Genomic DNA, 22,655 nt, shown 5'->3' with positions numbered 1-22,655 from the left:
AACCCGCGCACCCACCCCCGCCCCCAGGGCACACTGGCCGCATGCCTGTCCGCGAACTCCAGCCTGCCACCAGGAGGTTGACCATGGATCCGGTCCTGGAGTGCCAGTGGCGCGACGAGCTGGGCTGGTGGTCACTGTCCGTCCACCGCGCCGGCGACGGCTGGGAGTTGCAGGCCGGCCACCCCTGGACCACGGAGACGATCCCCTTCGCCGGCCCCGAGGAGGTCCGCAGGCTCGCCCAGGCCCTGCTCGACCTGCCCACCGAACCGGTGCCGTACCAGTGCGAATGGGAGCTCAGCGGGCCCGAGGTCGACGCCGCCGGGGAGCGGCAGCCGACCCTCGCGACCCTCGCCGTGGGCCTGTCCCGGCGGGACGGCCACCGCCCGTACCTGGCCTACCAGTCCTACTACGAGAACGTCCGGGGAGGCGCGCTCGGCATGGAGGCGATCTGCACGGACCTCCCGGTCGACGCGCTGCGGGCCCAGGCCCACGCCCTCCTCAGCGGCCTGCCGATCTGACCATCGGACCGGCAGGCACGCGGAAGGTCAGGCCGTGCGCCGCAGCAGCGCCAGGTACATCGCGTCCGTCCCGTGCAGGTGCGGCCACAGCTGCACGTCCGGTCCGTCCCCGAGCGCCGGAACGCCGGGCAGCAGCGGCCGCGCGTCGATCCACTCGACCCGGCCGCCCTCGCCGCGCAGCACGTCGTCCACCACGGCCCGGGTCTCGGCGAGGTGCGGCGAGCAGGTCGCGTAGCCGACCACCCCGCCGACCCGGGTCGCCTCGATCGCCGAGCGCAGCAGGTCCCGCTGCAGCGGCCCGAAGGCCGCGACGTCGGCCGGCCGGCGCCGCCAACGGGCCTCCGGCCGCCGGCGCAGCGCGCCCAGGCCGGAACAGGGCACGTCGACCAGCACCCGGTCGAACCCGCCGGACCTCCAGGCCGGCCGGGTCCCGTCCGCCGCGATCACCGTGTACGGGCCGGGGTTGCCCTCCAGCGCCCGCGCCACCAGCCGGGCCCGGTGCGGCTGCTTCTCGCTCGCGACCAGCGCCGCGCCGCGCTCGGCGGCCAGCGCCCCGAGCAGCGCGGCCTTGCCGCCGGGGCCGGCGCAGCCGTCCAGCCAGAGCCGGTCCGGGCCGTCCACCGGCGCCGCGGCCAGGGCGAGGGCGACCAGCTGGCTGCCCTCGTCCTGCACGCCCGCCCGGTTCTCCCGGACGGCGTCCAGCGTGCCCGGGTCGCCGCCCTCGGCGAGGCGCAGCGCGAACGGCGACCAGCGGCCGGGCTCGGCCTCCGGCAGCACCTCGGCCAGCTCGCCGACGGCGATCCGCCCGGGGCGGGCGACCAGGGTCACCTCGGGCCGCTCGTTGTCGGCCCGCAGCAGTTCCTCCATCGCGGTGCGCCCGGAGGCGTCCGGCTGCCAGCGGCCGAGCGAGTCCCAGAGCGCGGCGACCACCCAGCGGGGGTGCGAGTGGACGACCGCCAGGTGGTCCTCGGCGTCCTGGTCGTACGGCGGGGCGACCTGCTCGATCCAGGTGTCCAGGTCGTGCGCGCTGATCCGGCGCAGCACGGCGTTGACGAACTTGGCCTTGCCGTCGCCGAGCACCACCCGGGCCAGTTCGACGGTCGCCGAGACGGCCGCGTGGGTGGGGATGCGGGTGGTGAGCAACTGGTGGGCGCCGAGCGAGAGCACGTCCAGCACCGGCGGGTCGACCTTGCCGAGCGGCCGGTCGATGCAGGCGGCGATGACGGCGTCGTAGGTGCCCTGCAGGCGCAGGGTGCCGTAGACCAGCTCGGTGGCGAGCGCCGCGTCGCGCCGGTCCATGCCCTTCTGCTCGGCCTCGCGCAGCAGCGAGGGCAGGATCAGGTTGGCGTAGGCGTCGCGCTCGTCGACGGCGCGCAGCGCGCGGAACGCGACGATGCGGGCCGGGTCCTTCTTCGGACGGCGGTGCGGGCGGGGGGCGCGCTTGGCGCTGGGAGTGGTCACAGGTGCCTCAAAGTGCTGCGGTGGCTATCACGCCCACGATATCCCGCCGGGGACATCCGGCCCGCACGCCGCCCTTCGCCCCCACTACCCGGACGCGGAGCCCGCTCCGGGGAGCGGGCTCCGCGACTGTCAGCCCGCCTCGCAGAGGGCGATGGCCTGCGCCCCGGTGACCCCGACCGCGGCGGCCGTCCAGGTCTCGTTCTGATCGAGCGAGGGGGCGTTGACCGTCACCGTCACCGGCTGGGGGGCGTTCGTGCCGGAGTCGATCGGGACGCTCCCCAGGCTGAACCCTCCGCCGATCAGGTGAGTGCCCGAAGGACAGGTCGCGTGGGAGAGCGAGCCGGAGACGGCCGGGTCGCCCGCGACCACCGTGGTGGTGACGGCACCGGCCGGGGGTGCGGTCGCCAACCCGTAGGCGGCGGTGACCAGTAGTGCCCCGGCCACGGCGGTCCAGGTGCGCGGGCTCGTCCAGGTGAGTCGGGCCATTGGGATCAGCCTTCCTGGGAGGAATCCCCCACTCGGACCAAGGTAGGCCCGCCCGCAAGGGCCCGCGCGGCGAGCCGCACCCGGCCCCAGCCCCAGCCCCAGCCCCCGGAGCGTCAGGCCCCGAACCGCTCCCCCGCCTCCAGCCGCGCCCCGCGCGCCCAGTCCGCGGCCCGCATCTCCTTCTTGCCCTGCGGACGCACCTCGCCGAGCTCGATGTCGTGGCTGCCGGTGCCGACCCGCACGCTGTTCTTGCCGGCCATGGCGACCTCACCCGGCGCCAGCTCGGCCGTGCCGGGCAGCAGCGTGACCGGCCCGGTGACCTTCAGCCGCTCGCCACGGAACTCCGTCCAGGCGCCCGGCGCGGGCGCGCAGCCGCGCACCACCCGGTCGATCCGCAGCGCGGGCACGTTCCAGTCGATCCGGGCGTCCTCGACGGTGATCTTCGGTGCGAGCGTGACGCCCTCGGCGGGCTGCGGCACGGCGTGCAGCGAGCCGTCCGCGATGCCGTCCATGGTGGCGGCGAGCAGCCGGGCCCCGGAGTGGGACAGCCGGGTGAGCAGTTCGCCGCTGGTGTCGGTCGGCCGGATCTCCTCGGTGATCACGCCGAAGACCGGCCCGGAGTCCAGGCCCTGCTCGATCAGGAAGGTGGACGCGCCGGTGACCTCGTCGCCGGCCAGCACCGCGTGCTGGACGGGCGCCGCGCCGCGCCAGGCGGGCAGCAGCGAGAAGTGCAGGTTGACCCAGCCGAACTTGGGGATCTCCAGGGTGCCGGGGCGCAGCAGCGCGCCGTAGGCGACCACCGGGCAGCAGTCGGGGGCGAGTTCGGTGAGCCGGGCGACGAAGTCCGGGTCGCTGGGCTTCGCCGGCTTGAGGACCTCGATCCCGGCCTCCTCGGCGCGCTGCGCGACGGGGCTCGCGACGAGCTTGCGCCCGCGACCGGCCGGGGCGTCGGGGCGGGTGACCACCGCGACCACCTCGTGCTGGTCGGAGGCGAGCAGCGCGTCGAGCGCGGGAACGGCGACCTCGGGGGTGCCGGCGAAGACGAGACGCATCAAGTGCCTTTCTGCGAACGAACGGTGGAGGTAGGGGGCTCAGCGTGCGGAGCCGAAGGTGCTGTGCGGCGAGACCTTGACGACCGGCGCGGGCCCGCTGCCCCAGTCCGCCTCCCGGATCGCCTTGAGCGCGGCCTTGCGCTGCTCCCGGTCGAGCCGGTCGATGAAGACGATGCCGTCCAGGTGGTCGGTCTCGTGCTGGATGCACCGGGCGAGCAGCTGGGTGCCCTCCACGGTGACCGGATCGCCGTACTCGTTGAAGCCCTTGGCGACCACGCCGTGGGCGCGCCGGGTGTCGAAGCGCAGGCCCGGCAGCGAGAGGCAGCCCTCCGGGCCGTCCTGCTCCTCCTCGCTGAGCGACAGGTCCGGGTTGATCAGGTGCCCGGTGACGCCGTCCACGTGGTACGTGAACACCCGCAGCGAGATGCCGAGTTGGGGAGCCGCCAGCCCGGCGCCGGGGGCGTCGAGCATGGTGTCCGTGAGGTCGCGGACGAGGGTGCGCAGCTCCTTGTCGAAGGTGGTCACCGGCTGCGCGGTGGCCCGCAGGACGGGGTCTCCGAAGAGACGGATCGGCTGGATCGCCACGGGGTGCGGGCTCCTGTCCTTCGGACGCGCGGGGCTTGGGGCTGGGGCTGGTGCGCCGCCAAGTCTATGCAACTCCTCCGGGCCCTCCCCCGGCCTCGCGCACCCGGCTGGCATATCCCGTCTCGGTTCCACCGCGTTACCCCGGCCCCCGCTTCGGCGTTGGTCAAGAGAGATTGACCGGGGCCGGGCGCACGGGACACCGAGCCCCGGCCGAGCTGAACCGTACGGAAGGTGGCGCGTAAGCCATGGCCGAGCAGATCAACCACGACGCCCGCGCGCGGGCCAGCCTGCACCTGCTGGTGCGGGACATCGAGCGGGTGAGGCGCCAGGTCGACGCGCTGCGGACGCTCACCGCCCAGCTGGGCAACGTCTACCGTCCGCGCCGCCCCAGTACCTCGGCGGGCTTCGTGGTGTACGGGCGGGCGCCCGCGCCGACCGTGCGGCTGGCGCAGGAGCTGCGGGAGAGCGTGGAGACCCTGGTGGCGGCGGCGGTCGAGTTCGACCGGGCCCTGGGCTTCTCCTGGGACTCGGTGGGCTCCGCCCTCGGGGTCACCAAGCAGGCCGTGCACCGCCGCTACGGCATGCGCCGCCCGACCAGCGAACTCCTCGCCGCCGGCGGCACCGTCCCGGGCCCGAGCCGCCCGGACCGCTCCGAGGAGCTGCCCGCCGCCCCCGAGCGCGGTGGCGGCCTGGCCGCCACCGTCCCGGCGGCCCGCCAGGGCGGCCTGGACCGCGCCGCGCTGGAGCGCGGCGCTCTCGAACGCAACCCCCTGGAGCGCGGCACTCTCGAACGCGGCGCCCTCGAACGCACCCCCCTCGAACGCGGCACTCTCGAGCGCGGCGCCCTCGAACGCACCCCCCTGGAGCGCGGCACCCTCGAACGCACCCCCCTGGAGCGCGGCACCCTCGAACGCCCCGCCCCGGTCAACCGCACCCCCGAGCGCGCCCCCGTCGACCGCGCTCCCGTCGACCGCACCGGCATCCCGCTGCGCGGCTGACCCGCACCCGCCCCGGGCGGGGTGGAGGCCCCACCCCGCCCCGGCGGCTCACCCGATGTCGGTCGGGTCCACCCGCACCCGCACCGCCTCCGGCGTCCGCAGCGCGATCCGCGCGATCTGCGCCGCCTTGAGCGCCGCCGCCAGCGCGGCCCCCTGCCCGGGCGCCACCCGCAGCAGCGCCCGTTCCTGCTCCTCCCCGCGCAGCGCGGGCACCGGCACCGGCCCGAGCACGTCCGCCCCTTCCGGCAGCCGGATCAGCCCCAGCAGGTCGGCGACGGCCGCGGGGCTACCGCTCACCGAGGCCATCCGCGACACCGGCGGGAAGTGCAGCTGCGCCCGCTCGTCCCGCTCCAGCCCGGCGTGCCCCAGCGGGTCCCAGCGCACCAACGCCTGCACCGGCCGCGCGGACGGTTCGGCGACCACGACCACCGTGCCGCCCTCCTCCGCCGACCGGACCAGCGCGGCGGCCGCCAGCCACAGCCGCAGCGCCTCCTCGCCGGCCCGCAGGTCGGGCCGGCCGAGCAGCGCCCACCCGTCCAGCAGCAGCGCCGCCCCGTACCCGGGGCCGCCCTCGACCACCGGCTCCGCGCCGGGCGTGGAGATCACCAGCGAGGGCTCGTCCGGGACGGTCGCCAGCACCGCGTCCCGCCCGGAGGTCCGCACCGGGATGCGCGGGAACGCCTTGCCCAGCTCCTCGGCCGTGCGCCGGGCGCCCACCACCTGCGCCCGCAGCCGGAACGACCCGCACTCGGGGCAGTGCCAGTCGTGCTCCGCCTCCCCGCACCAGCCGCACACCAGGGCGGCGTCCGCCGAGGGCGCCTCCAGCGGCCCCTCGCACCGCCGGCAGCGCGCCGGGGTGCGGCAGCGCCCGCAGGCGAGCCGGGGCACGTAACCGCGCCGGGGCACCTGGATGAGCACCGGGTGCCCGGCGGCCAGTGACTCCCGGGCGGCCTCCCAGGCCACCGAGGGCAGCCGGGCGGCCTGCGCGGCCGCGTCCCGGTGCTGGTCCTGGTCGGTGACGGTCCGCACCCGGGGCGCGACCCGCCGCACGGTCTCCCGGTCGGCCGTCAGCGGCCGGGCCCAGCCGGTGCTGACCAGCTGGGCGCCCTCCACGGTGACGGCGTGGCCGCCGAGCAGTACCGCCGCGCCCTCCTCGGCGGCCCGCAGCAGCGCGACCTCCCGCACGTGCGGGTGCGGCGCGCGCGGGTCGCTGTGGCTGCCGTCGCCGTCCGACCAGACCACGATCAGCCCGAGGTCGCGCACCGGCGCGAACATGCTGGCCCGGGTGCCGATCGCGGCGCGCACCGAGCCCCGGCTGACCGAGAGCCAGCGCCGGTAGCGCTCGCGCGGGCCGAGCTCGGCCTCCAGCGTGGCGTGCAGCCCCGGCCCGAGCAGTTCGGTCAGCGCCCGGTCGACCCGGGCCACCGACCGCCGGTCCGGCAGCACCACCAGCGCGCCGCGCCCGCCGGCCAGCGTCGCCGCCACCGCCCGGGCGATCTCGTACGGCCAGCCGGGCCCGGGCAGCGCCGCCCAGACCGCGCGCGGCGAACCGCCGCCGGCCAGCGAGGCGAGCAGCTCGGGCCCGGCCGGGTAGCGCTGCCAGCCGCCGGGCGCCGGCGGCCGCGGCCGGGCCGGCGGCTCCGGCGAGGGTTCGGCCTCCGCCTTGGCGTGCCGGGGCGGGACGGCCAGTTGCAGCACGTCGGCCAGGGTCCCGGCGTACCGGTCGGCGACGGTTCGGCACAGCCGCAGCAGCTGCGGGGTGAGCACCGGCTCGGGCGAGAGCACCTGGGCGAGCGGGGCGAGCGGCCCGGGGAAGTCGCTCTTCTCCAGCCGGGCGACGATGAATCCGTCGTGCAGTTCCCCGCCCTCGCGCTGGCCGCGCACCACCCGGGCCCCGAACCGCACCCGCACCCGGACGCCCGGCTGGGCCTCCTCGGCCATCGCGGCCGGCACTTCGTAGTCGAAGAACTTGTCGATGGTGAGCACGCCCTTGTCCACCACGACCCGCGCCACCGGCAGGTGCTCGGCCCGCTTCGCGCCCCGCCACGTCCGGGGCTTGGCCCGCTTCACCGTCTCCCGGATGAACGCCAGCTGCTCCGGCTCGGCGGCCCCGTTCTCCCCTGTCTCGCTCATCGCTCCCAAGTACTACCAGGTCACACCGACACCGCGCGCGGATCCACCGGGTGCGCGAGAACGCAGCGGCGCCCGCCCCCACCGGGGACGGGCGCCGCTGCGAACGACTGATCAGGCCTGCAGGGCGGCCTTCAGGGCGTCGACCCGGTCGGTGCGCTCCCAGGTGAAGTCCGGCAGCTCACGGCCGAAGTGGCCGTACGCGGCGGTCTGCGAGTAGATCGGGCGCAGCAGGTCCAGGTCGCGGATGATCGCGGCCGGGCGCAGGTCGAAGACCTCGGAGACGGCCTTCTGGATGTCCAGGACCGGGACGGTCTCGGTGCCGAAGGTCTCGACGAAGAGGCCGACCGGCTCCGCCTTGCCGATCGCGTACGCGACCTGCACCTCGGCGCGGCGGGCGAGGCCGGCGGCGACGATGTTCTTCGCCACCCAGCGCATCGCGTACGCGGCCGAGCGGTCCACCTTGGACGGGTCCTTGCCGGAGAAGGCACCGCCACCGTGGCGGGCCATGCCGCCGTAGGTGTCGATGATGATCTTGCGGCCGGTGAGGCCGGCGTCGCCCATCGGGCCGCCGATCTCGAAGCGGCCGGTCGGGTTGACCAGCAGGCGGTAGCCGTCGGTGACGAGCTTGATGCCCTGCTCGGCCAGCGCCTTCAGCTCCGGCTCCACGACGAACTCGCGGATGTCGGGGGTGAGCAGCGACTCCAGGTCGATGTCACTGGCGTGCTGGGTCGAGACGACCACGGTGTCGAGGCGGACGGCCTTGTCGCCGTCGTACTCGATGGTGACCTGGGTCTTGCCGTCCGGGCGCAGGTACGGGATGGTCCCGTTCTTGCGGACCTCGGTCAGGCGGCGGGAGAGCCGGTGCGCGAGGGTGATCGGCAGCGGCATGAGCTCGGGGGTCTCGTCCGACGCGTAGCCGAACATCAGGCCCTGGTCGCCGGCGCCCTGCTTGTCCAGGTCGTCCTCGTCGCCCTCGACACGGGCCTCGTACGCGGTGTCGACACCCTGCGCGATGTCGGGCGACTGCGCGCCGATGGACACCGACACGCCGCAGGAGGCGCCGTCGAAGCCCTTCTTGGAGCTGTCGTAGCCGATCTCCAGGATCTTGTCCCGGACGAGCTGGGCGATCGGCGCGTACGCCTTGGTGGTCACCTCGCCGGCCACGTGCACCTGGCCGGTGGTGATGAGCGTCTCCACGGCGACCCGCGAAGTCGGGTCCTCCCGGAGGAGAGCGTCAAGGATGGTGTCGCTGATCTGGTCAGCGATCTTGTCGGGGTGTCCCTCGGTCACGGACTCCGAGGTGAACAGGCGGCGAGACACAGCGCTCCCTGGGGTTGCAGCGGCTGCTGACTGAAGGCCCCCGGCGAACCGGGGACATCCGGAAAGACTTGATTCCAGGAGTCTAACGGTCTGGTTCCGTCAAACGGCACCCGCTCCGGAAAATAAAGATCGATTTTCCGGCCGTCCGGATCAGCTATCGACCGTTTCGAGCCGCTTTACCACCAGATCCCAGACCACATCGGCCAGGGCCTCCTTGGGCCCCACCGGAACCGGCGTCTCGGAGCCGTCCGCGCCCAGGACCACGGCTTCGTTGACGTCCTGACCGAAGGCCTTTCCGTTTCCGACCTCGTTGACCACGAGCAGGTCGCAGCCCTTTCGGGCGAGCTTGGCCCGGCCGTTGGCGAGCACGTCGTCGGTCTCGGCCGCGAATCCGACCACCAGTTGGCCCGAACGGGTGCGGTGGGCCGACAGCTCGGCCAGCACGTCAGGGTTGCGGACCAGGGCGACCGGGGCGGGCTCGACCCCCTCGACCTTCTTGATCTTGCCGGTGGCGTACTCGGCTGGCCGGAAGTCGGCCACCGCCGCGGCCATCACCACCGCGTCGGCGTCGCCGGCCGCCTTCAGCGCCGCCTCCCGCAGCTCCAGCGCGGTCGAAACGTGCACCACGTCCACCCCGGCCGGGTCGGGCAGCTCGGCGTTGGCCGAGACGAGCGTCACCCTGGCCCCGCGCGCCGCGGCCGTCACCGCCAGCGCGTAGCCCTGCTTGCCGGAGGAGCGGTTGCCGAGGAAGCGCACCGGGTCCAGCGGCTCCCGGGTGCCGCCGGCCGACACCACCACGTGCCGGCCCGCCAGGTCGGTCGGCACCGCGCCGCCGCGGCGCAGCACCGCCTTGCAGGCCTCGAAGATCGCGGACGGCTCGGGCAGCCGCCCCTTCCCGGTGTCCTTGCCGGTCAGCCGCCCCACGGCCGGCTCCAGCACGATCACGCCCCGGCGGCGCAGCGTGGCGACGTTCTCCCGGGTGGCCGGGTGCTCCCACATCTCGGTGTGCATGGCGGGCGCCAGCACGACCGGGCAGCCGGCCGTGAGCAGGGTGCTGGTGAGCAGGTCGTCGGCCAGGCCGTGGGCGGCCTTGGCCATCAGGTCGGCGGTCGCGGGGGCGACCACGACGAGGTCGGCCTCCCGGCCGATCCGCACGTGCGGCACCTCGTGCACGCTCTCCCAGGTCTCGGTGGCGGCCGGGCGGCCGGACAGCGCGGCCCAGGTCGCCTCGCCGACGAAGTGCAGCGCGGCCGCGGTCGGCACCACGGTGACCGCGTGGCCGGACTCGGTGAACCGGCGCAGCAGCTCGCAGGCCTTGTACGCGGCGATCCCGCCGCTGACCCCGAGGACGACGCGGGGCGCGTCCGCCCCGGTCCGGTCCGACGTCGCGCTCATACTCCCGCTCTCCTCCGTCGCTGGAACGTGCACACCCTACGACCCCTCAGCCGGGCCCCGCACGCAGCACCCCCTCCCGCGCCGGGAAAGCCGAAGGGCCCGGCGGAAACGATTCCGCCGGGCCCTTCAGGGAACGTGGGACTGCTCAGGCAGTCTCGACCGCCTCGGCGGTCAGCATGCCCGCGTTGATCTCGCGCAGCGCGATCGACAGCGGCTTCTCGTGCACGTGGGTGTCGACCAGCGGGCCGACGTACTCCAGCAGGCCCTCGCCGAGCTGGGAGTAGTACGCGTTGATCTGGCGCGCGCGCTTGGCGGCGTAGATCACGAGGCTGTACTTCGAGTCGGTGGCCTCAAGCAGCTCGTCGATCGGCGGGTTGATGATGCCCTCGGGCGCGGTCATGGAAGAGGACACGCGAAAACCTTCCGAAAGGGTGGAAAAGACTGACAGGTCAGGCTACACCGAGCAAGGCTAGCAGTTCGGCCGCTACCTGCTCGACGGAGTGGTTGACAAGGGTCGAGTCGAACTCGGGCTCGGCCGCGAGCTCCACCCGGGCCGCCTCCAGCCGCTTCTCGATCACGTCCTGCGGCTCGGTGCCCCGGCCGGTCAGCCGGCGGACCAGCTCGTCCCAGCTCGGCGGAGCCAGGAAGACCAGCTGCGCCTCGGGCATCGACTCCCGGACCTGCCGGGCACCCTGCAGATCGATCTCCAGCAGCACGGGCTCGCCGCGCTCCAGCTTCTCCAGCACCGCCGCACGCGGGGTCCCGTAACGGTTCCCGGCGAACTCGGCCCACTCCAGCAGCTCGCCGTTGGCGACCAGCTTGTCGAACTCGTCGTTGTCGACGAAGTGGTACTGGACCCCGTTCTTCTCGCCCGGCCTCGGGTGGCGGGTCGTCGCCGACACCGAGAGCCAGACTTCGGGGTGCATCTTCCTCATATGAGCGACGACCGTGCTCTTGCCGACCCCCGAAGGGCCGGAGAGCACGGTCAGCCGCGGACGCTCACTCATGCACCGATTATCCCGGATCGCGGGCGATACCGGGACACTGGGGGCACGGTCAGGCGGCGCCGCCGCCGAACTCCCGCTCCAGGGAAGCGATCTGGTTCGTACCGAGGCCACGGACACGGCGGCTCTCGCTGATGCCGAGGCGCTCCATGATCTGCTTGGCGCGGACCTTGCCGACGCCCGGAAGGGACTCCAGCAGGGCCGACACCTTCATCTTGCCGATGACGTCGTTGTCGTTCTTGCCCGCCTTGATGACGTCGTGCAGGGAGGCGCCGGAGTGCTTGAGCCGGTTCTTGACCTCGGCGCGCTCCCGGCGAGCCTCGGCGGCCTTGGCGAGCGCGGCGGTGCGCTGTTCAGGGGTAAGGGGCGGAAGAGCCACGCCGTTCACCTCAGGGTGTGGAAGGTAGGGATTGAGCTATGACTGTTTTGGTACCCGGGACACCGTCCGCAAGTGGAACCACAGGGCCCTGACCTGCGGGAGCTGCGGCGAACGCGGCTCTCCGATGACCTCTCGCCGGACACTACCCGGATTGCGGCGCCGCGTCAGGAAAAGAACACGAAAAGTCCTGGTCAGCCAAGGCCGACCAGGACTTTCCCGGGCAAAATGACCGCGATTGCGAGACTTTGCCACCGCCGATGTGACGGCGCTCACGTCAACTGCGGTGCCCCGCCGCCGTCCTGCACACATTGCACAGGGTCACGACCCGACCACCCGGCGGGCCCGAAGCCCACCGTCACCGGCTACTTGACGGCGTCCGCGTACTCGCCGACGAACCGCTCGGCCGCCTCCCGCAGCGCCGCCACCGAGGGGCCGTGCCTGAGCACGTCCCGGCTGACGCTCGGCACGACGTTGCGCACCGAGGCGCCGAACACCCGCGGCAGGTCCGCCATCGTCGCGCCCTGGGCGCCGATGCCGGGCGCCAGCAGCGGCCCGTTGATCGCGAGGTCCACGCCCGCGTCGGACAGGGTCGCGCCGACCACCGCGCCGAAGGAGCCCAGCGGCTCCGCACCGGCGTTCTCCGCCGCCAGCTGCCGCAGCACCGACGCCGCCACCGGCTCGCCGTCCGCGCCCACCGCGCGCTGCACCTCGGCGCCCTCCGGGTTGGAGGTGAGCGCCAGCGCGAACACGCCGCAGCCGTTCGCCCGCGCCAGGTCCAGCGCCGGGCGCAGCGAGCCGAAGCCCAGGTAGGGGCTGACCGTGACGGCGTCCGAGAACAGCGGGCTGCCGGAGGCCAGGAAGGCCTCGGCGTACGCGGCCATGGTGGAGCCGATGTCGCCGCGCTTGGCGTCCATCAGCACCAGCGCGCCGGCCGCCCGGGCCTCCTCGACGGACCTCTCCAGCACGGCGACGCCCTTGCTGCCGAAGCGCTCGAAGAAGGCGGCCTGCGGCTTGAGCACGGCCACCCGGTCGGCCAGCGCCTCCACCACGGTGCGGCTGAAGGTCTCCAGCCCGGCGAGGTCGTCGCCGAGCCCCCAGGCGGAAAGCAGGGAGGCGTGCGGGTCGATGCCGACGCAGAGCTGGCCGCGGGTGTCGAGGGCCTGGCGCAGGCGGGCGCCGAACGGGGCGAAGGTCATGTCGTCTCCGGGGGTGGTCGGGAAGCGGGTGGGGGTCAGGAGCTGCGCACGGCGCTGCCCACGGCCTCGGACAGGTCGCGGAAGCCCGCGCCCCGGACGCGGGCGGACAGGCCCTTGTGGAGGGCGCGGCACCAGAACGGGCCCTCGTAGATGAAGCCGCTGAAGCCCTGGATCAGGTCGGCGCCGTGGATGATCCGCTGCCAGGCGTCCTCGGCGGTCTCGATGCCGCCCACCGAGACCAGCGTCAGCCGCCCCTCGGTGCGGGCGCGCAGCCGCTGCAGGACCTCCAGGGCGCGGGCCTTGAGCGGGGCGCCGGACAGGCCGCCCATGCCGATCTCCTCGACGAGCGCCGGGTCGGCGAGCAGGCCCTCGCGGCCGATCGTGGTGTTGGTGGCGATGATGCCGTCCAGGCCCAGCTCCAGGGCCAGGTCGGCGACGGCGTCGACGTCCTCGTCGGCCAGGTCGGGCGCGATCTTGACCAGCAGCGGCACCCGGTGCGCGGTGGTGCGGTCGGCGGCCTCGCGGACGGCGGCCAGCAGCGGGCGCAGCTGGTCGACGGCCTGCAGGTTGCGCAGCCCGGGGGTGTTCGGCGAGCTGACGTTGACCACCAGGTAGTCGGCGTACTTGGCCAGCCGCTCGGTCGACTTGACGTAGTCGGCGACGGCCTCGGCCTCCGGCACCACCTTGGTCTTGCCGATGTTGACGCCGATCACCGGGGTCGAGCTGGTGTGCGGGCGGGCGGCCAGCCGGGCGGCGACCCGGGCCGAGCCCTGGTTGTTGAAGCCCATCCGGTTGATCAGCGCGCGGTCCTCGACCAGGCGGAACATCCGGGGCGTCGGGTTGCCCGGCTGGGGCTCGCCGGTGATGGTGCCGATCTCGACGTAGTCGAAGCCCATCATCGCCAGGCCGTCGATGCCGATGCCGTTCTTGTCGAAGCCGGCGCCGAGGCCGAACGGGCCGGGCAGGTCGAGGCCGAGGGCCCTGGTGCGCAGCGCCCGGTCCTGCGGCGCGAGCACCATCCGCACCACGGTGCGCAGGACGGGCACCGAGTGGCAGAGCCGGATCCAGAAGAAGGCCATGTGGTGCGCCTTCTCCGGGTCCATCTTCTTGAACACGAGGTTGAACAGAAGCTTGTACAAAGCGGTCAACTCCCCGATCGCAGACCAAAATTGAGGCGAGGCATGGATGTGGGGGGCACCCGAAAGGCTCCGGTGCCCCCCACAGCGGTGGTGCTACTTGCGGCCGGCGTTGATCAGCTCGGCGTGCTCCTGGAGCGACATCACTCCGACCTCGTCCCGCAGCTGCGCGTCCATGCCCTGGACGGCCGCGCCCATCGCCTGGACGGTGGTCAGGCACGGCACGCCGCGCGAGACGGCCGCGGTGCGGATCTCGTAGCCGTCGAGGCGCCCACCGGTGCCGTACGGCGTGTTGATGATGAGGTCGACCTCGCCGTCGTGGATCAGCTGGACGATGGTCTTCTCGCCGTTCGGGCCCTCGCCCTCGCTGTGCTTGCGCACCAGCGTGGACGGGATGCCGCCGCGCTGCAGCACCTCGGCGGTGCCGGCGGTGGCGAGCACCTCGAAGCCGAGGCCGACCAGCGCGCGGGCCGGGAAGACCAGGTTGCGCTTGTCCCGGTTGGCGACGGAGACGAAGACCTTGCCCTTGGTCGGCAGCGCGCCGTACGCGCCGGACTGCGCCTTGGCGTAGGCGGTGCCGAACACCTTGTCGATGCCCATGACCTCACCGGTCGAGCGCATCTCCGGGCCGAGCACGGTGTCCACGCCGCGGCCGTGGATGTCGCGGAAGCGGCTCCACGGCATCACGGCCTCCTTGACCGCGATCGGCGCGTCGGCCGGCAGCGTGCCGCCGTCGCCCTCGGCCGGGAGCAGGCCCTCGGCGCGCAGCTCGGCGATGGTGGCGCCGAGCGAGATCCGGGCGGCGGCCTTGGCCAGCGGCACGGCGGTCGCCTTGGAGGTGAACGGGACGGTCCGGGAGGCGCGCGGGTTGGCCTCCAGGACGTAGAGGATGTCCCCGGCCAGCGCGAACTGGATGTTGATCAGGCCGCGGACGCCGACGCCGCGCGCGATCGCCTCGGTGGAGGTGCGCAGGCGCTTGATGTCGTGGCCGCCGAGGGTGATCGGGGGCAGCGCGCAGGCGGAGTCGCCGGAGTGGATGCCGGCCTCCTCGATGTGCTCCATGACGCCGCCGAGGTACAGCTCGGTGCCGTCGTAGAGGGCGTCGACGTCGATCTCCACCGCGTCGTCGAGGAAGCGGTCGATGAGCACCGGGTGCTCGGAGATCAGGCCGGCGTGCCGCTCCAGGTAGGAGGCGAGCGAGGCCTCGTCGTAGACGATCTCCATGCCGCGGCCGCCGAGCACGTAGGACGGGCGGGCCAGCACGGGGTAGCCGATCTCGTCGGCGATCGCCTTGGCCTCCTCGAAGGAGAAGGCGGTGCCGTGCTTGGGGGCGGGCAGGCCCGCGTCGCGCAGCACGCGGCCGAAGGCGCCGCGTTCCTCGGCCAGGTCGATCGCCTCGGGCTGGGTGCCGACGATCGGCACGCCGTTGTCCTTGAGCGCCTGGGCGAGGCCCAGCGGGGTCTGGCCGCCGAGCTGGACGATGACGCCCGCCAGCGGGCCGGCCTGCTGCTCGGCGTGGACGATCTCCAGCACGTCCTCCAGGGTGAGCGGCTCGAAGTAGAGCCGGTCGGAGGTGTCGTAGTCGGTGGAGACGGTCTCCGGGTTGCAGTTGACCATCACGGTCTCGTACCCGGCGTCGGCCAGCGCGAAGGAGGCGTGCACGCAGGAGTAGTCGAACTCGATGCCCTGGCCGATGCGGTTCGGGCCGGACCCGAGGATGATCACCGCGGGCTTGGTGCGCGGCGCGACCTCGTTCTCCTCGTCGTAGGACGAGTAGAAGTACGGGGTCTTGGCGGCGAACTCGGCGGCGCAGGTGTCGACGGTCTTGAACACCGGGCGGATGCCGAGCGCGTGCCGCACCTCGCGGACCACGTCCGGCTTGAGGCCGCGGATCTCGCCGATCTGCTGGTCGGAGAAGCCGTGCCGCTTGGCGTGGCGCAGCAGCTCGGGGGTCAGCTCGGCGGCGTCGGCGAGCTCGACGGCGATCTCGTCGAGCAGGAAGAGCTGGTCGACGAACCACGGGTCGATCTTGGTGGCCTCGAACACCTCCTCCGGGGTGGCGCCGGCCCGGATCGCGTCCATGACGGTGTTGATCCGGCCGTCGGTCGGCACGACCGCCTTGACCAGCAGCTCGGCCTTGTCGCCGGTCGGGCCGGTCCAGGAGAACTGCGAGCCCTTCTTCTCCAGCGAGCGCAGCGCCTTCTGCAGCGCCTCGGGGAAGTTGCGGCCCATGGCCATGGCCTCGCCGACCGACTTCATGGTGGTGGTCAGGGTGGCGTCGGCGCTCGGGAACTTCTCGAACGCGAACCGCGGGACCTTGACGACCACGTAGTCGAGGGTCGGCTCGAAGGAGGCCGGGGTCTGCTCGGTGATGTCGTTCGGGATCTCGTCCAGCGTGTAGCCCACGGCCAGCTTGGCGGCGATCTTGGCGATCGGGAAGCCGGTGGCCTTGGAGGCCAGCGCCGAGGAGCGGGAGACGCGCGGGTTCATCTCGATGACGATGACCCGGCCGTCCTCCGGGTTGACGGCGAACTGGATGTTGCAGCCGCCGGTGTCGACGCCGACCTCGCGGATGACGGCGATGCCGATGTCGCGCAGGATCTGGTACTCGCGGTCGGTGAGGGTCATCGCCGGGGCGACGGTGATCGAGTCACCGGTGTGCACGCCCATCGGGTCGAAGTTCTCGATGGAGCAGACGACCACGACGTTGTCGTTCTTGTCGCGCATCAGCTCCAGCTCGTACTCCTTCCAGCCGAGGATGGACTCCTCCAGGAGCACCTCGGTGGTCGGCGAGAGGGCCAGGCCCTGGCCGGCGATGCGGCGCAGGTCCTCCTCGTTGTGGGCGAAGCCGGAGCCGGCGCCGCCCATGGTGAAGGAGGGGCGCACGACGACCGGGTAGCCGCCGAGCGTGTCGACGCCGGCCAGCACCTCGTCCATGGTGTGGCAGATGACCGAGCGGGCGGACTCGCCGTGGCCGATCTTGGCGTTGACGGCCTCGACGACGCCCTTGAACAGGTCGCGGTCCTCGCCCTTGTTGATCGCCACGACGTCGGCGCCGATCAGCTCGACGCCGTACTTGTCCAGGGTGCCGGCGGCGTGCAGGGAGATCGCGGTGTTCAGCGCGGTCTGCCCGCCGAGGGTCGGCAGCAGCGCGTCGGGGCGCTCCTTGGCGATGATCTTCTCGACGAACTCCGGGGTGATCGGCTCGACGTAGGTGGCGTCGGCGATCTCCGGGTCGGTCATGATCGTGGCCGGGTTGGAGTTGACCAGGATGACGCGCAGGCCCTCGGCCTTGAGGACGCGGCAGGCCTGCGTACCCGAGTAGTCGAACTCGGCGGCCTGGCCGATCACGATCGGCCCGGAGCCGATCACCAGGACGGACTTGATGTCAGTGCGCTTAGGCACGCTGGCCCTCCATGAGCTTCACGAAGCGGTCGAACAGGTAGGCGGCGTCGTGCGGGCCGGCGGCCGCTTCGGGGTGGTACTGCACGCTGAACGCGGGGACGTCGAGCGCCTGCAGGCCCTCGACCACGTCGTCGTTGAGGCAGACGTGGGAGACCTCCACGCGCCCGTAGGGGGTGTCGCTGACCTTGTCCAGCGGGGCGTTCACGGCGAAGCCGTGGTTGTGGGCGGTCACCTCGACCTTGCCGGTGGTGCGGTCCTGCACCGGCTGGTTGATGCCGCGGTGGCCGTACTTGAGCTTGTAGGTGCCGAAGCCCAGCGCCCGGCCGAGGATCTGGTTGCCGAAGCAGATCCCGAAGAACGGGGTCTTCCGCTCCAGCACGCCCTGCGCCACGGCGACCTGGTGGTCGGCGGTGGCCGGGTCGCCCGGGCCGTTGGAGAAGAACACGCCGTCCGGGTTGACGGCGTAGACGTCCTCCAGGGTGGAGTTGGCCGGCAGCACGTGCACCTCGATGCCGCGCTCGGCCATCCGCTGCGGGGTCATCGCCTTGATGCCGAGGTCCAGCGCGGCGACGGTGAACTTCTTCTCACCGATGGCCGGGACGACGTACGGCTCGGTGGTGGCCACCTCGGCGCACAGGTCGGCGCCCTTCATCTCGGGCGACTGCTGCACCCGGGCGAGCAGCTCGGCCGGCTCGGCCAGCGCCTCGCCGGAGAAGATGCCGCAGCGCATCGCGCCGCGCTCGCGCAGGTGGCGGGTCAGCGCGCGGGTGTCGATCCCGCTGATGCCGACGACGCCCTGGCGGTCCAGCTCCTCGTCGAGCGGGCGGCGGGAGCGCCAGTTGGAGGCGACCCGGGCGGGGTCGCGCACGACGTAGCCGGCGACCCAGATCTGCTTGGACTCGTCGTCCTCGTCGTTCCAGCCGGTGTTGCCGATCTGCGGGGCGGTCATCACGACCACCTGGCGCTGGTACGACGGGTCGGTCAGGGTCTCCTGGTAGCCGGACATGCCGGTGTTGAAGACCGCCTCGCCGAAGGTCTCGCCGGTCGCGCCGTAGGCCTGGCCGCGGAAGGTCCGGCCGTCCTCCAGGACGAGCACGGCGGGCACTCGTTCCCGCCGTTGGCGCTGCGTGGTGGGGGCAGGTGCGGTCATTGCGCGGCCTCTTCCGTCTTCGTCTTCGTACGTGTTGCGAGTTGAGCGATCGCCTCGACCCAGGCGGTGTGCTCGTGGGGGTGGTCGGCCCGGAAGCCGGAGTCCAGTGCGGTCCCCTCGTGCGCCCAGCTGACGACGAGCAGTCCGGACGGGACGACCTTGCCGGCGATCCCGGAGTCCGTCCGGGCACCGGTCAGGTGCTCGGCCGGGATCCAGAGGTCGACGTCACCCGGGCGGCGGACCAGCAGGCCGTCCTCCCCGAGGGTGAGGTCGGCGCGGCTGCGGGTGCCCAGCCCGTGGGCGACCACCCGGTCGAGCCAGTTCCCGGCGGTGGTGGTGCCGTGGTACCGGCCGCTGGTCTCCAGGATGGTGCGCCCGGCGCCGGCCGGCACGGCGGGCAGCGGGGGCATTCCGGACTGCAGGGTGCGGCGCCAGTTCCAGCCCTGCCGCATCAGCCAGTAGACCAGGCCGATGATGATCAGCAGTCCCACGGTCCAGCCGATGTAGCCGGGCCAGTTGGTGACCTTGGCCTGCTCCGTGGCGAGCGTGTCGAGCGGGTGGAGCGGGCCGGTCACGCCAGCCCGCCCTGCTCGGCCAGTTCCCCGGCGAGCACGGTGGCGCGGCCGCGCAGGAAGGTCGCGTGCACCCGTCCGGGCAGGTCGAGGCCCTTGTAGGGGGTGTTGCGGCTGCGGGTGGCGAAGCTGTCCGGGTTCACGACACCACGGTACGCGGGATCGAACAGCACCAGGTTGGCCGGCTCACCGACCGAGATGGGGCGGCCGTGTCCGGTGAGACGGCCGATCCGGGCCGGGCGGTGCGACATCCGGTCGGCGACGCCCTCCCAGTTCAGCAGGCCGGTCTCGACCATGGTCTGCTGGACGACCGACAGCGCGGTCTCCAGGCCGACCATGCCCATCGCCGCGACGGCCCACTCGCAGTCCTTGTCCTCGGCCGGGTGCGGCGCGTGGTCGGTGGCGACGGCGTCGATGGTGCCGTCGGCGAGCGCCTTGCGCAGGGCCTGGACGTCCTCGGCGGTGCGCAGCGGCGGGTTCACCTTGTACACCGGGTCGTAGCTGCGGACCAGCTCGTCGGTGAGCAGCAGGTGGTGCGGGGTGACCTCGGCGGTGACGTCCCAGCCCTTGGACTTGGCCCAGCGGACGATCTCGACCGAACCGGCGGTGGAGAGGTGGCAGACGTGCAGCCGGGAGCCGACGTGCGCGGCGAGCAGCACGTCGCGGGCGATGATCGACTCCTCGGCGACGGCCGGCCAGCCGCCGAGCCCGAGCTCGCCGGAGACCTGGCCCTCGTTCATCTGGGCGCCCTCGGTGAGCCGCGGCTCCTGGGCGTGCTGGGCGACGACGCCGTCGAAGGCCTTGACGTACTCCAGGGCGCGGCGCATCAGCACCGCGTCGTCCACGCACTTGCCGTCGTCGGAGAAGACCCGGACGCCGGCGGCGGACTCGTGCATCGCGCCGAGCTCGGCGAGCTGCTTGCCCTCCAGGCCCACGGTGACGGCGCCGACCGGCTGCACGTCGCAGTAGCCGGCCTCCTGGCCGAGCCGCCAGACCTGCTCGACGACGCCGGCGGTGTCGGCCACCGGGGTGGTGTTGGCCATCGCGTGCACGGCGGTGAAGCCGCCCATCGCGGCGGCCTGGGTGCCGGTGAGGACGGTCTCGGCGTCCTCGCGGCCGGGCTCGCGCAGGTGGGTGTGCAGGTCGACCAGGCCGGGGAGGGCGACCAGGCCGGTGGCGTCGATCTCGATGTCGGCCTCGACCGCCAGGCCGGTGCCGATCGCCCGGAACACGCCGTCGGCGATGTGGAGGTCCTGCGGAGCGCCGCCGAGGATCTGGGCGTTGCGGATCAGGTAGCTGGTCACTGAGCGGTCTCCACGGATTCGGTGCGGGGGGTGTCGGCGGGTCCATCGGTGAAAACGGCGCCGCCGAGCAGCAGGTACAGGACGGCCATCCGGACGGAGACGCCGTTGGCGACCTGCTCGACCGCGGTGCAGCGCGGCGAGTCGGCGACCTCGGCGGTGATCTCCATGCCGCGGACCATCGGGCCGGGGTGCATCACGATGGCGTGCTCGGGCAGCTGGGCCATCCGGATGCCGTTCATGCCGTAGCGGCGGCTGTACTCGCGCTCGGTCGGGAAGAACGCGGCGTTCATCCGCTCGCGCTGCACCCGCAGCATCATCAGCGCGTCGGTCTTCGGCAGCACGGCGTCGAGGTCGTAGCTGACCTCGCAGGGCCAGTTCCGGATGCCGATCGGCAGCAGGGTCGGCGGGGCGACGAAGGTGACCTCGGCGCCGAGGGTGGTCAGCAGGTGCACGTTGGAGCGGGCGACCCGGCTGTGCAGGACGTCGCCGACGATGGTCACCCGGCGGCCGGCCAGGTCCTTGCCCGAGCCCGCGTTCAGGTGGCGGCGCATGGTGAAGGCGTCGAGCAGCGCCTGGGTGGGGTGCTCGTGGGTGCCGTCACCGGCGTTGATGACGCTGCCGTGCAGCCAGTCGGACTGCGCCAGCCGGGCCGGCGCGCCCGAGGCGTGGTGCCGGATGACGACGGCGTCGGCGCCCATCGCCTGCAGGGTCAGCGCGGTGTCCTTGAGGCTCTCGCCCTTGGAGACCGAGGAGCCCTTGGCGGAGAAGTTGATGACGTCGGCGGACAGCCGCTTCTCGGCGACCTCGAAGGAGGTCTTGGTGCGGGTGGAGTCCTCGAAGAAGAGGTTGACGACGGTGCGGCCGCGCAGCGTGGGCAGCTTCTTGACGGCCCGGCCGGAGAGCTGGGCCAGCTCCTCGGCGGTGTCCAGGATCAGCAGCGCGTCGTCACGGGTGAGATCTGCGGTGGAGACGAGGTGGCGCTTCACGCGGGTTTACTCCGGGAGGTGCGGTTCGGACGGCTCGGCGGCCATGGCTTGCGAGCTGCGGGAGGCGAAGTCGCGGTCCCCGACCAGGACGGCGTCCACGCCGTCGGAGTCGGACAGCCGCACCTGCACGGCCTCGCGCAGCGAGGTGGGGAGGTTCTTGCCCACGTAGTCGGCGCGGATCGGCAGCTCGCGGTGGCCCCGGTCGACGAGGACGGCCAGCTGGACGGCGCGCGGGCGGCCGATGTCGTTGAGCGCGTCGAGCGCGGCCCGGATGGTGCGGCCGGAGAACAGCACGTCGTCCACGAGGATGACGAGCTTGCCGTCGATGCCGCCGGGCGGGATCTCGGTGTGCTCCAGGGCGCGGGCGGGCTTCAGCCGCAGGTCGTCCCGGTACATGGTGATGTCCAGGGTGCCGAGCGGGATCTCGCGGCCGGTGATCTGGGCCAGCCGGGCGTGCAGCCGCCGGGCGAGGTGGACACCCCTGGTGTGGATGCCGAGCAGCACGACGTCCTCCGCGCCCTTGGCGCGCTCGACGATCTCGTGCGCTATCCGGGTGACGACCCGGGCGATGTCCGTACCGTCCAGCACCTGGTGCGGCGGGCGCGGCGTCGGTTCTCGATGTGTGGTCATGCCGAAGCGGACCTCCTTCCCCGCCTCACGGGACGGGCCTTAAAGGATGCCTGGTGGTTGCCACGCCTACCGGGCGTGGACTTCGGGTCATCCTATCAGCGAGCCCGGAGGCAAACAGACCTCCATCATTCCGCTTCACCGGGTTCACGCCTCGGATGCGCCGACGATGCGGTCCATTCGCACGGGTGCCCCATTCGGCTTGACGCAACTACCTTACTCTACGTAACCTCACAGTGAGTTACGAGATGGACGTCGAACCCACCGGTAACGGCGTCGACAATCGCCCGTGACCCACTACTGAACGCGAAGCAATCTCGTCCGGGGAGATCAATGTCCAGCGACTACGCGAAGCAGCTCGGAGGCAAGCTCCGAGCGATCCGCACTCAGCAGGGGCTCTCCCTGCACGGTGTCGAGGAGAAGTCCCAGGGGCGCTGGAAGGCAGTCGTCGTCGGCTCGTACGAGCGCGGCGACCGTGCGGTCACCGTGCAGCGGCTGGCCGAACTGGCGGAGTTCTACGGCGTCCCGGTGCAGGAGCTGCTGCCCGGCGGCACCCCCGGCGGCGCGGCCGAGCCGCCGCCGCGCCTGGTCCTCGACCTCGAAAGACTGACTCAGGTTCCGTCCGAGAAGGCCGGCCCGCTGCAGCGCTACGCGGCGACCATCCAGAGCCAGCGCGGCGACTACAACGGCAAGGTGCTGTCGATCCGCCAGGACGACCTGCGCACCCTGGCGGTCATCTACGACCAGTCGCCGTCGATCCTCACCGAGCAGCTCATCTCCTGGGGCGTGCTGAACCCCGACGCGCGCCGGGCGGTGCGCGAGGAGGAGGCCGGCTGAGGCCGACCGCACCGGCTCCCGCCAGCGGAGACACCCAGCACTCCACACGGAGACATTCAGCAGGGGCGCAGAAACGTCCCTGCGTTGCACGGCGCGGCCCCGAGAGACCCG

General features: G+C 72.8%; 20 protein-coding genes and 1 pseudogene. 3 read left to right on the top strand and 18 right to left on the bottom strand.

What is annotated here, in order from left to right; genetic code table 11:
* Positions 1-83: 83 nt before the first annotated feature.
* Positions 84-518 carry a hypothetical protein gene (locus ACPC54_RS15840; RefSeq protein WP_498965336.1) on the top strand — a complete coding sequence of 145 codons (435 nt, stop codon included), beginning with the start codon at positions 84-86 and terminating at the stop codon, positions 516-518.
* 27 nt (positions 519-545) lie between these two features.
* On the opposite strand, the gene ACPC54_RS15835 is transcribed toward ACPC54_RS15840, so the two are convergent.
* From ACPC54_RS15835 to def, 4 genes are all read right to left on the bottom strand, one after another.
* Positions 546-1,979, bottom strand: a complete 1,434-nt coding sequence (locus tag ACPC54_RS15835) for an RsmB/NOP family class I SAM-dependent RNA methyltransferase (protein ID WP_498965334.1) — start codon at positions 1,977-1,979, stop codon at positions 546-548.
* A gap of 129 nt (positions 1,980-2,108) precedes the next feature.
* A complete protein-coding gene (locus ACPC54_RS15830; RefSeq protein ID WP_498965333.1) occupies positions 2,109-2,465 on the bottom strand; it encodes a hypothetical protein in 357 nt (118 codons plus the stop codon).
* Positions 2,466-2,578: 113 nt separating this feature from the next.
* Entirely contained in the window at positions 2,579-3,517 is a 939-nt protein-coding gene (gene fmt / locus ACPC54_RS15825; protein ID WP_498965331.1) for a methionyl-tRNA formyltransferase, read from the bottom strand.
* Between the two features lie 39 nt (positions 3,518-3,556).
* Entirely contained in the window at positions 3,557-4,102 is a 546-nt protein-coding gene (gene def, locus ACPC54_RS15820) for a peptide deformylase (RefSeq protein ID WP_498965329.1), read from the bottom strand.
* Between the two features lie 245 nt (positions 4,103-4,347).
* Here def and ACPC54_RS15815 point away from each other — a divergent pair.
* Positions 4,348-4,818, top strand: a pseudogene (locus ACPC54_RS15815) (hypothetical protein); the annotation flags it as partial.
* Between the two features lie 330 nt (positions 4,819-5,148).
* Here the strand turns inward: ACPC54_RS15815 and ACPC54_RS15810 are convergent.
* From ACPC54_RS15810 to pyrR, 14 genes are all read right to left on the bottom strand, one after another.
* A complete protein-coding gene (locus ACPC54_RS15810; RefSeq protein ID WP_498965327.1) occupies positions 5,149-7,233 on the bottom strand; it encodes a primosomal protein N' in 2,085 nt (694 codons plus the stop codon).
* Positions 7,234-7,344: 111 nt separating this feature from the next.
* Positions 7,345-8,553, bottom strand: coding sequence for a methionine adenosyltransferase (gene metK / locus ACPC54_RS15805; protein WP_498965325.1), 1,209 nt, complete (start codon positions 8,551-8,553; stop codon positions 7,345-7,347).
* 150 nt (positions 8,554-8,703) lie between these two features.
* Positions 8,704-9,948 (bottom strand): bifunctional phosphopantothenoylcysteine decarboxylase/phosphopantothenate--cysteine ligase CoaBC, encoded by a 1,245-nt coding sequence (gene coaBC, locus ACPC54_RS15800; protein WP_498965323.1) that lies wholly within the window; start codon positions 9,946-9,948, stop codon positions 8,704-8,706.
* A 145-nt stretch (positions 9,949-10,093) separates the two neighbouring features.
* Positions 10,094-10,360, bottom strand: a complete 267-nt coding sequence (gene rpoZ / locus ACPC54_RS15795) for a DNA-directed RNA polymerase subunit omega (protein ID WP_045692880.1) — start codon at positions 10,358-10,360, stop codon at positions 10,094-10,096.
* 37 nt (positions 10,361-10,397) lie between these two features.
* Positions 10,398-10,955 carry a guanylate kinase gene (gmk, locus tag ACPC54_RS15790; RefSeq protein ID WP_498965321.1) on the bottom strand — a complete coding sequence of 186 codons (558 nt, stop codon included), beginning with the start codon at positions 10,953-10,955 and terminating at the stop codon, positions 10,398-10,400.
* Positions 10,956-11,004: 49 nt separating this feature from the next.
* Complete coding sequence (mihF, locus tag ACPC54_RS15785) at positions 11,005-11,331, bottom strand: integration host factor, actinobacterial type (RefSeq protein WP_350512862.1); 327 nt, start codon at positions 11,329-11,331, stop codon at positions 11,005-11,007.
* A gap of 362 nt (positions 11,332-11,693) precedes the next feature.
* The gene (gene pyrF, locus ACPC54_RS15780; RefSeq protein WP_498965318.1) at positions 11,694-12,527 is read right to left on the bottom strand and encodes an orotidine-5'-phosphate decarboxylase; all 834 of its coding nucleotides are present in this window, start codon (positions 12,525-12,527) and stop codon (positions 11,694-11,696) included.
* A 35-nt stretch (positions 12,528-12,562) separates the two neighbouring features.
* Positions 12,563-13,666: a quinone-dependent dihydroorotate dehydrogenase gene (locus ACPC54_RS15775; RefSeq protein WP_498965316.1), complete on the bottom strand. Its 1,104-nt coding sequence runs from the start codon at positions 13,664-13,666 to the stop codon at positions 12,563-12,565.
* A 93-nt stretch (positions 13,667-13,759) separates the two neighbouring features.
* On the bottom strand, positions 13,760-17,068 hold the full coding sequence (carB, locus tag ACPC54_RS15770) for a carbamoyl-phosphate synthase large subunit (RefSeq protein ID WP_498965314.1): 3,309 nt from the start codon (positions 17,066-17,068) through the stop codon (positions 13,760-13,762).
* Positions 17,061-18,218, bottom strand: coding sequence for a glutamine-hydrolyzing carbamoyl-phosphate synthase small subunit (gene carA, locus ACPC54_RS15765; protein ID WP_498965312.1), 1,158 nt, complete (start codon positions 18,216-18,218; stop codon positions 17,061-17,063). The genes carB and carA overlap by 8 nt, the downstream gene beginning before the upstream one ends.
* On the bottom strand, positions 18,215-18,793 hold the full coding sequence (locus tag ACPC54_RS15760; RefSeq protein WP_498965310.1) for a PH-like domain-containing protein: 579 nt from the start codon (positions 18,791-18,793) through the stop codon (positions 18,215-18,217). Before ACPC54_RS15760 ends, carA begins: the two co-directional genes overlap by 4 nt.
* Positions 18,790-20,094 carry a dihydroorotase gene (locus tag ACPC54_RS15755; protein ID WP_498965308.1) on the bottom strand — a complete coding sequence of 435 codons (1,305 nt, stop codon included), beginning with the start codon at positions 20,092-20,094 and terminating at the stop codon, positions 18,790-18,792. Before ACPC54_RS15755 ends, ACPC54_RS15760 begins: the two co-directional genes overlap by 4 nt.
* Positions 20,091-21,080 (bottom strand): aspartate carbamoyltransferase catalytic subunit, encoded by a 990-nt coding sequence (locus ACPC54_RS15750; RefSeq protein WP_498965306.1) that lies wholly within the window; start codon positions 21,078-21,080, stop codon positions 20,091-20,093. The genes ACPC54_RS15755 and ACPC54_RS15750 overlap by 4 nt, the downstream gene beginning before the upstream one ends.
* Positions 21,081-21,086: 6 nt before the next feature.
* The gene (gene pyrR / locus ACPC54_RS15745) at positions 21,087-21,710 is read right to left on the bottom strand and encodes a bifunctional pyr operon transcriptional regulator/uracil phosphoribosyltransferase PyrR (RefSeq protein WP_498965304.1); all 624 of its coding nucleotides are present in this window, start codon (positions 21,708-21,710) and stop codon (positions 21,087-21,089) included.
* Positions 21,711-22,040: 330 nt separating this feature from the next.
* Here pyrR and bldD point away from each other — a divergent pair, with 330 nt between their 5' ends.
* Positions 22,041-22,544, top strand: coding sequence for a transcriptional regulator BldD (gene bldD / locus ACPC54_RS15740; protein WP_045692870.1), 504 nt, complete (start codon positions 22,041-22,043; stop codon positions 22,542-22,544).
* Positions 22,545-22,655 lie beyond the last annotated feature (111 nt).

The organism is Kitasatospora sp. NPDC094028, assembly GCF_049543595.1.
Lineage (GTDB): Bacteria > Actinomycetota > Actinomycetes > Streptomycetales > Streptomycetaceae > Kitasatospora.
The sequence above is the reverse complement of the archived record's forward strand: the minus strand, read 5'-3'. Positions and strand labels throughout refer to the sequence as shown.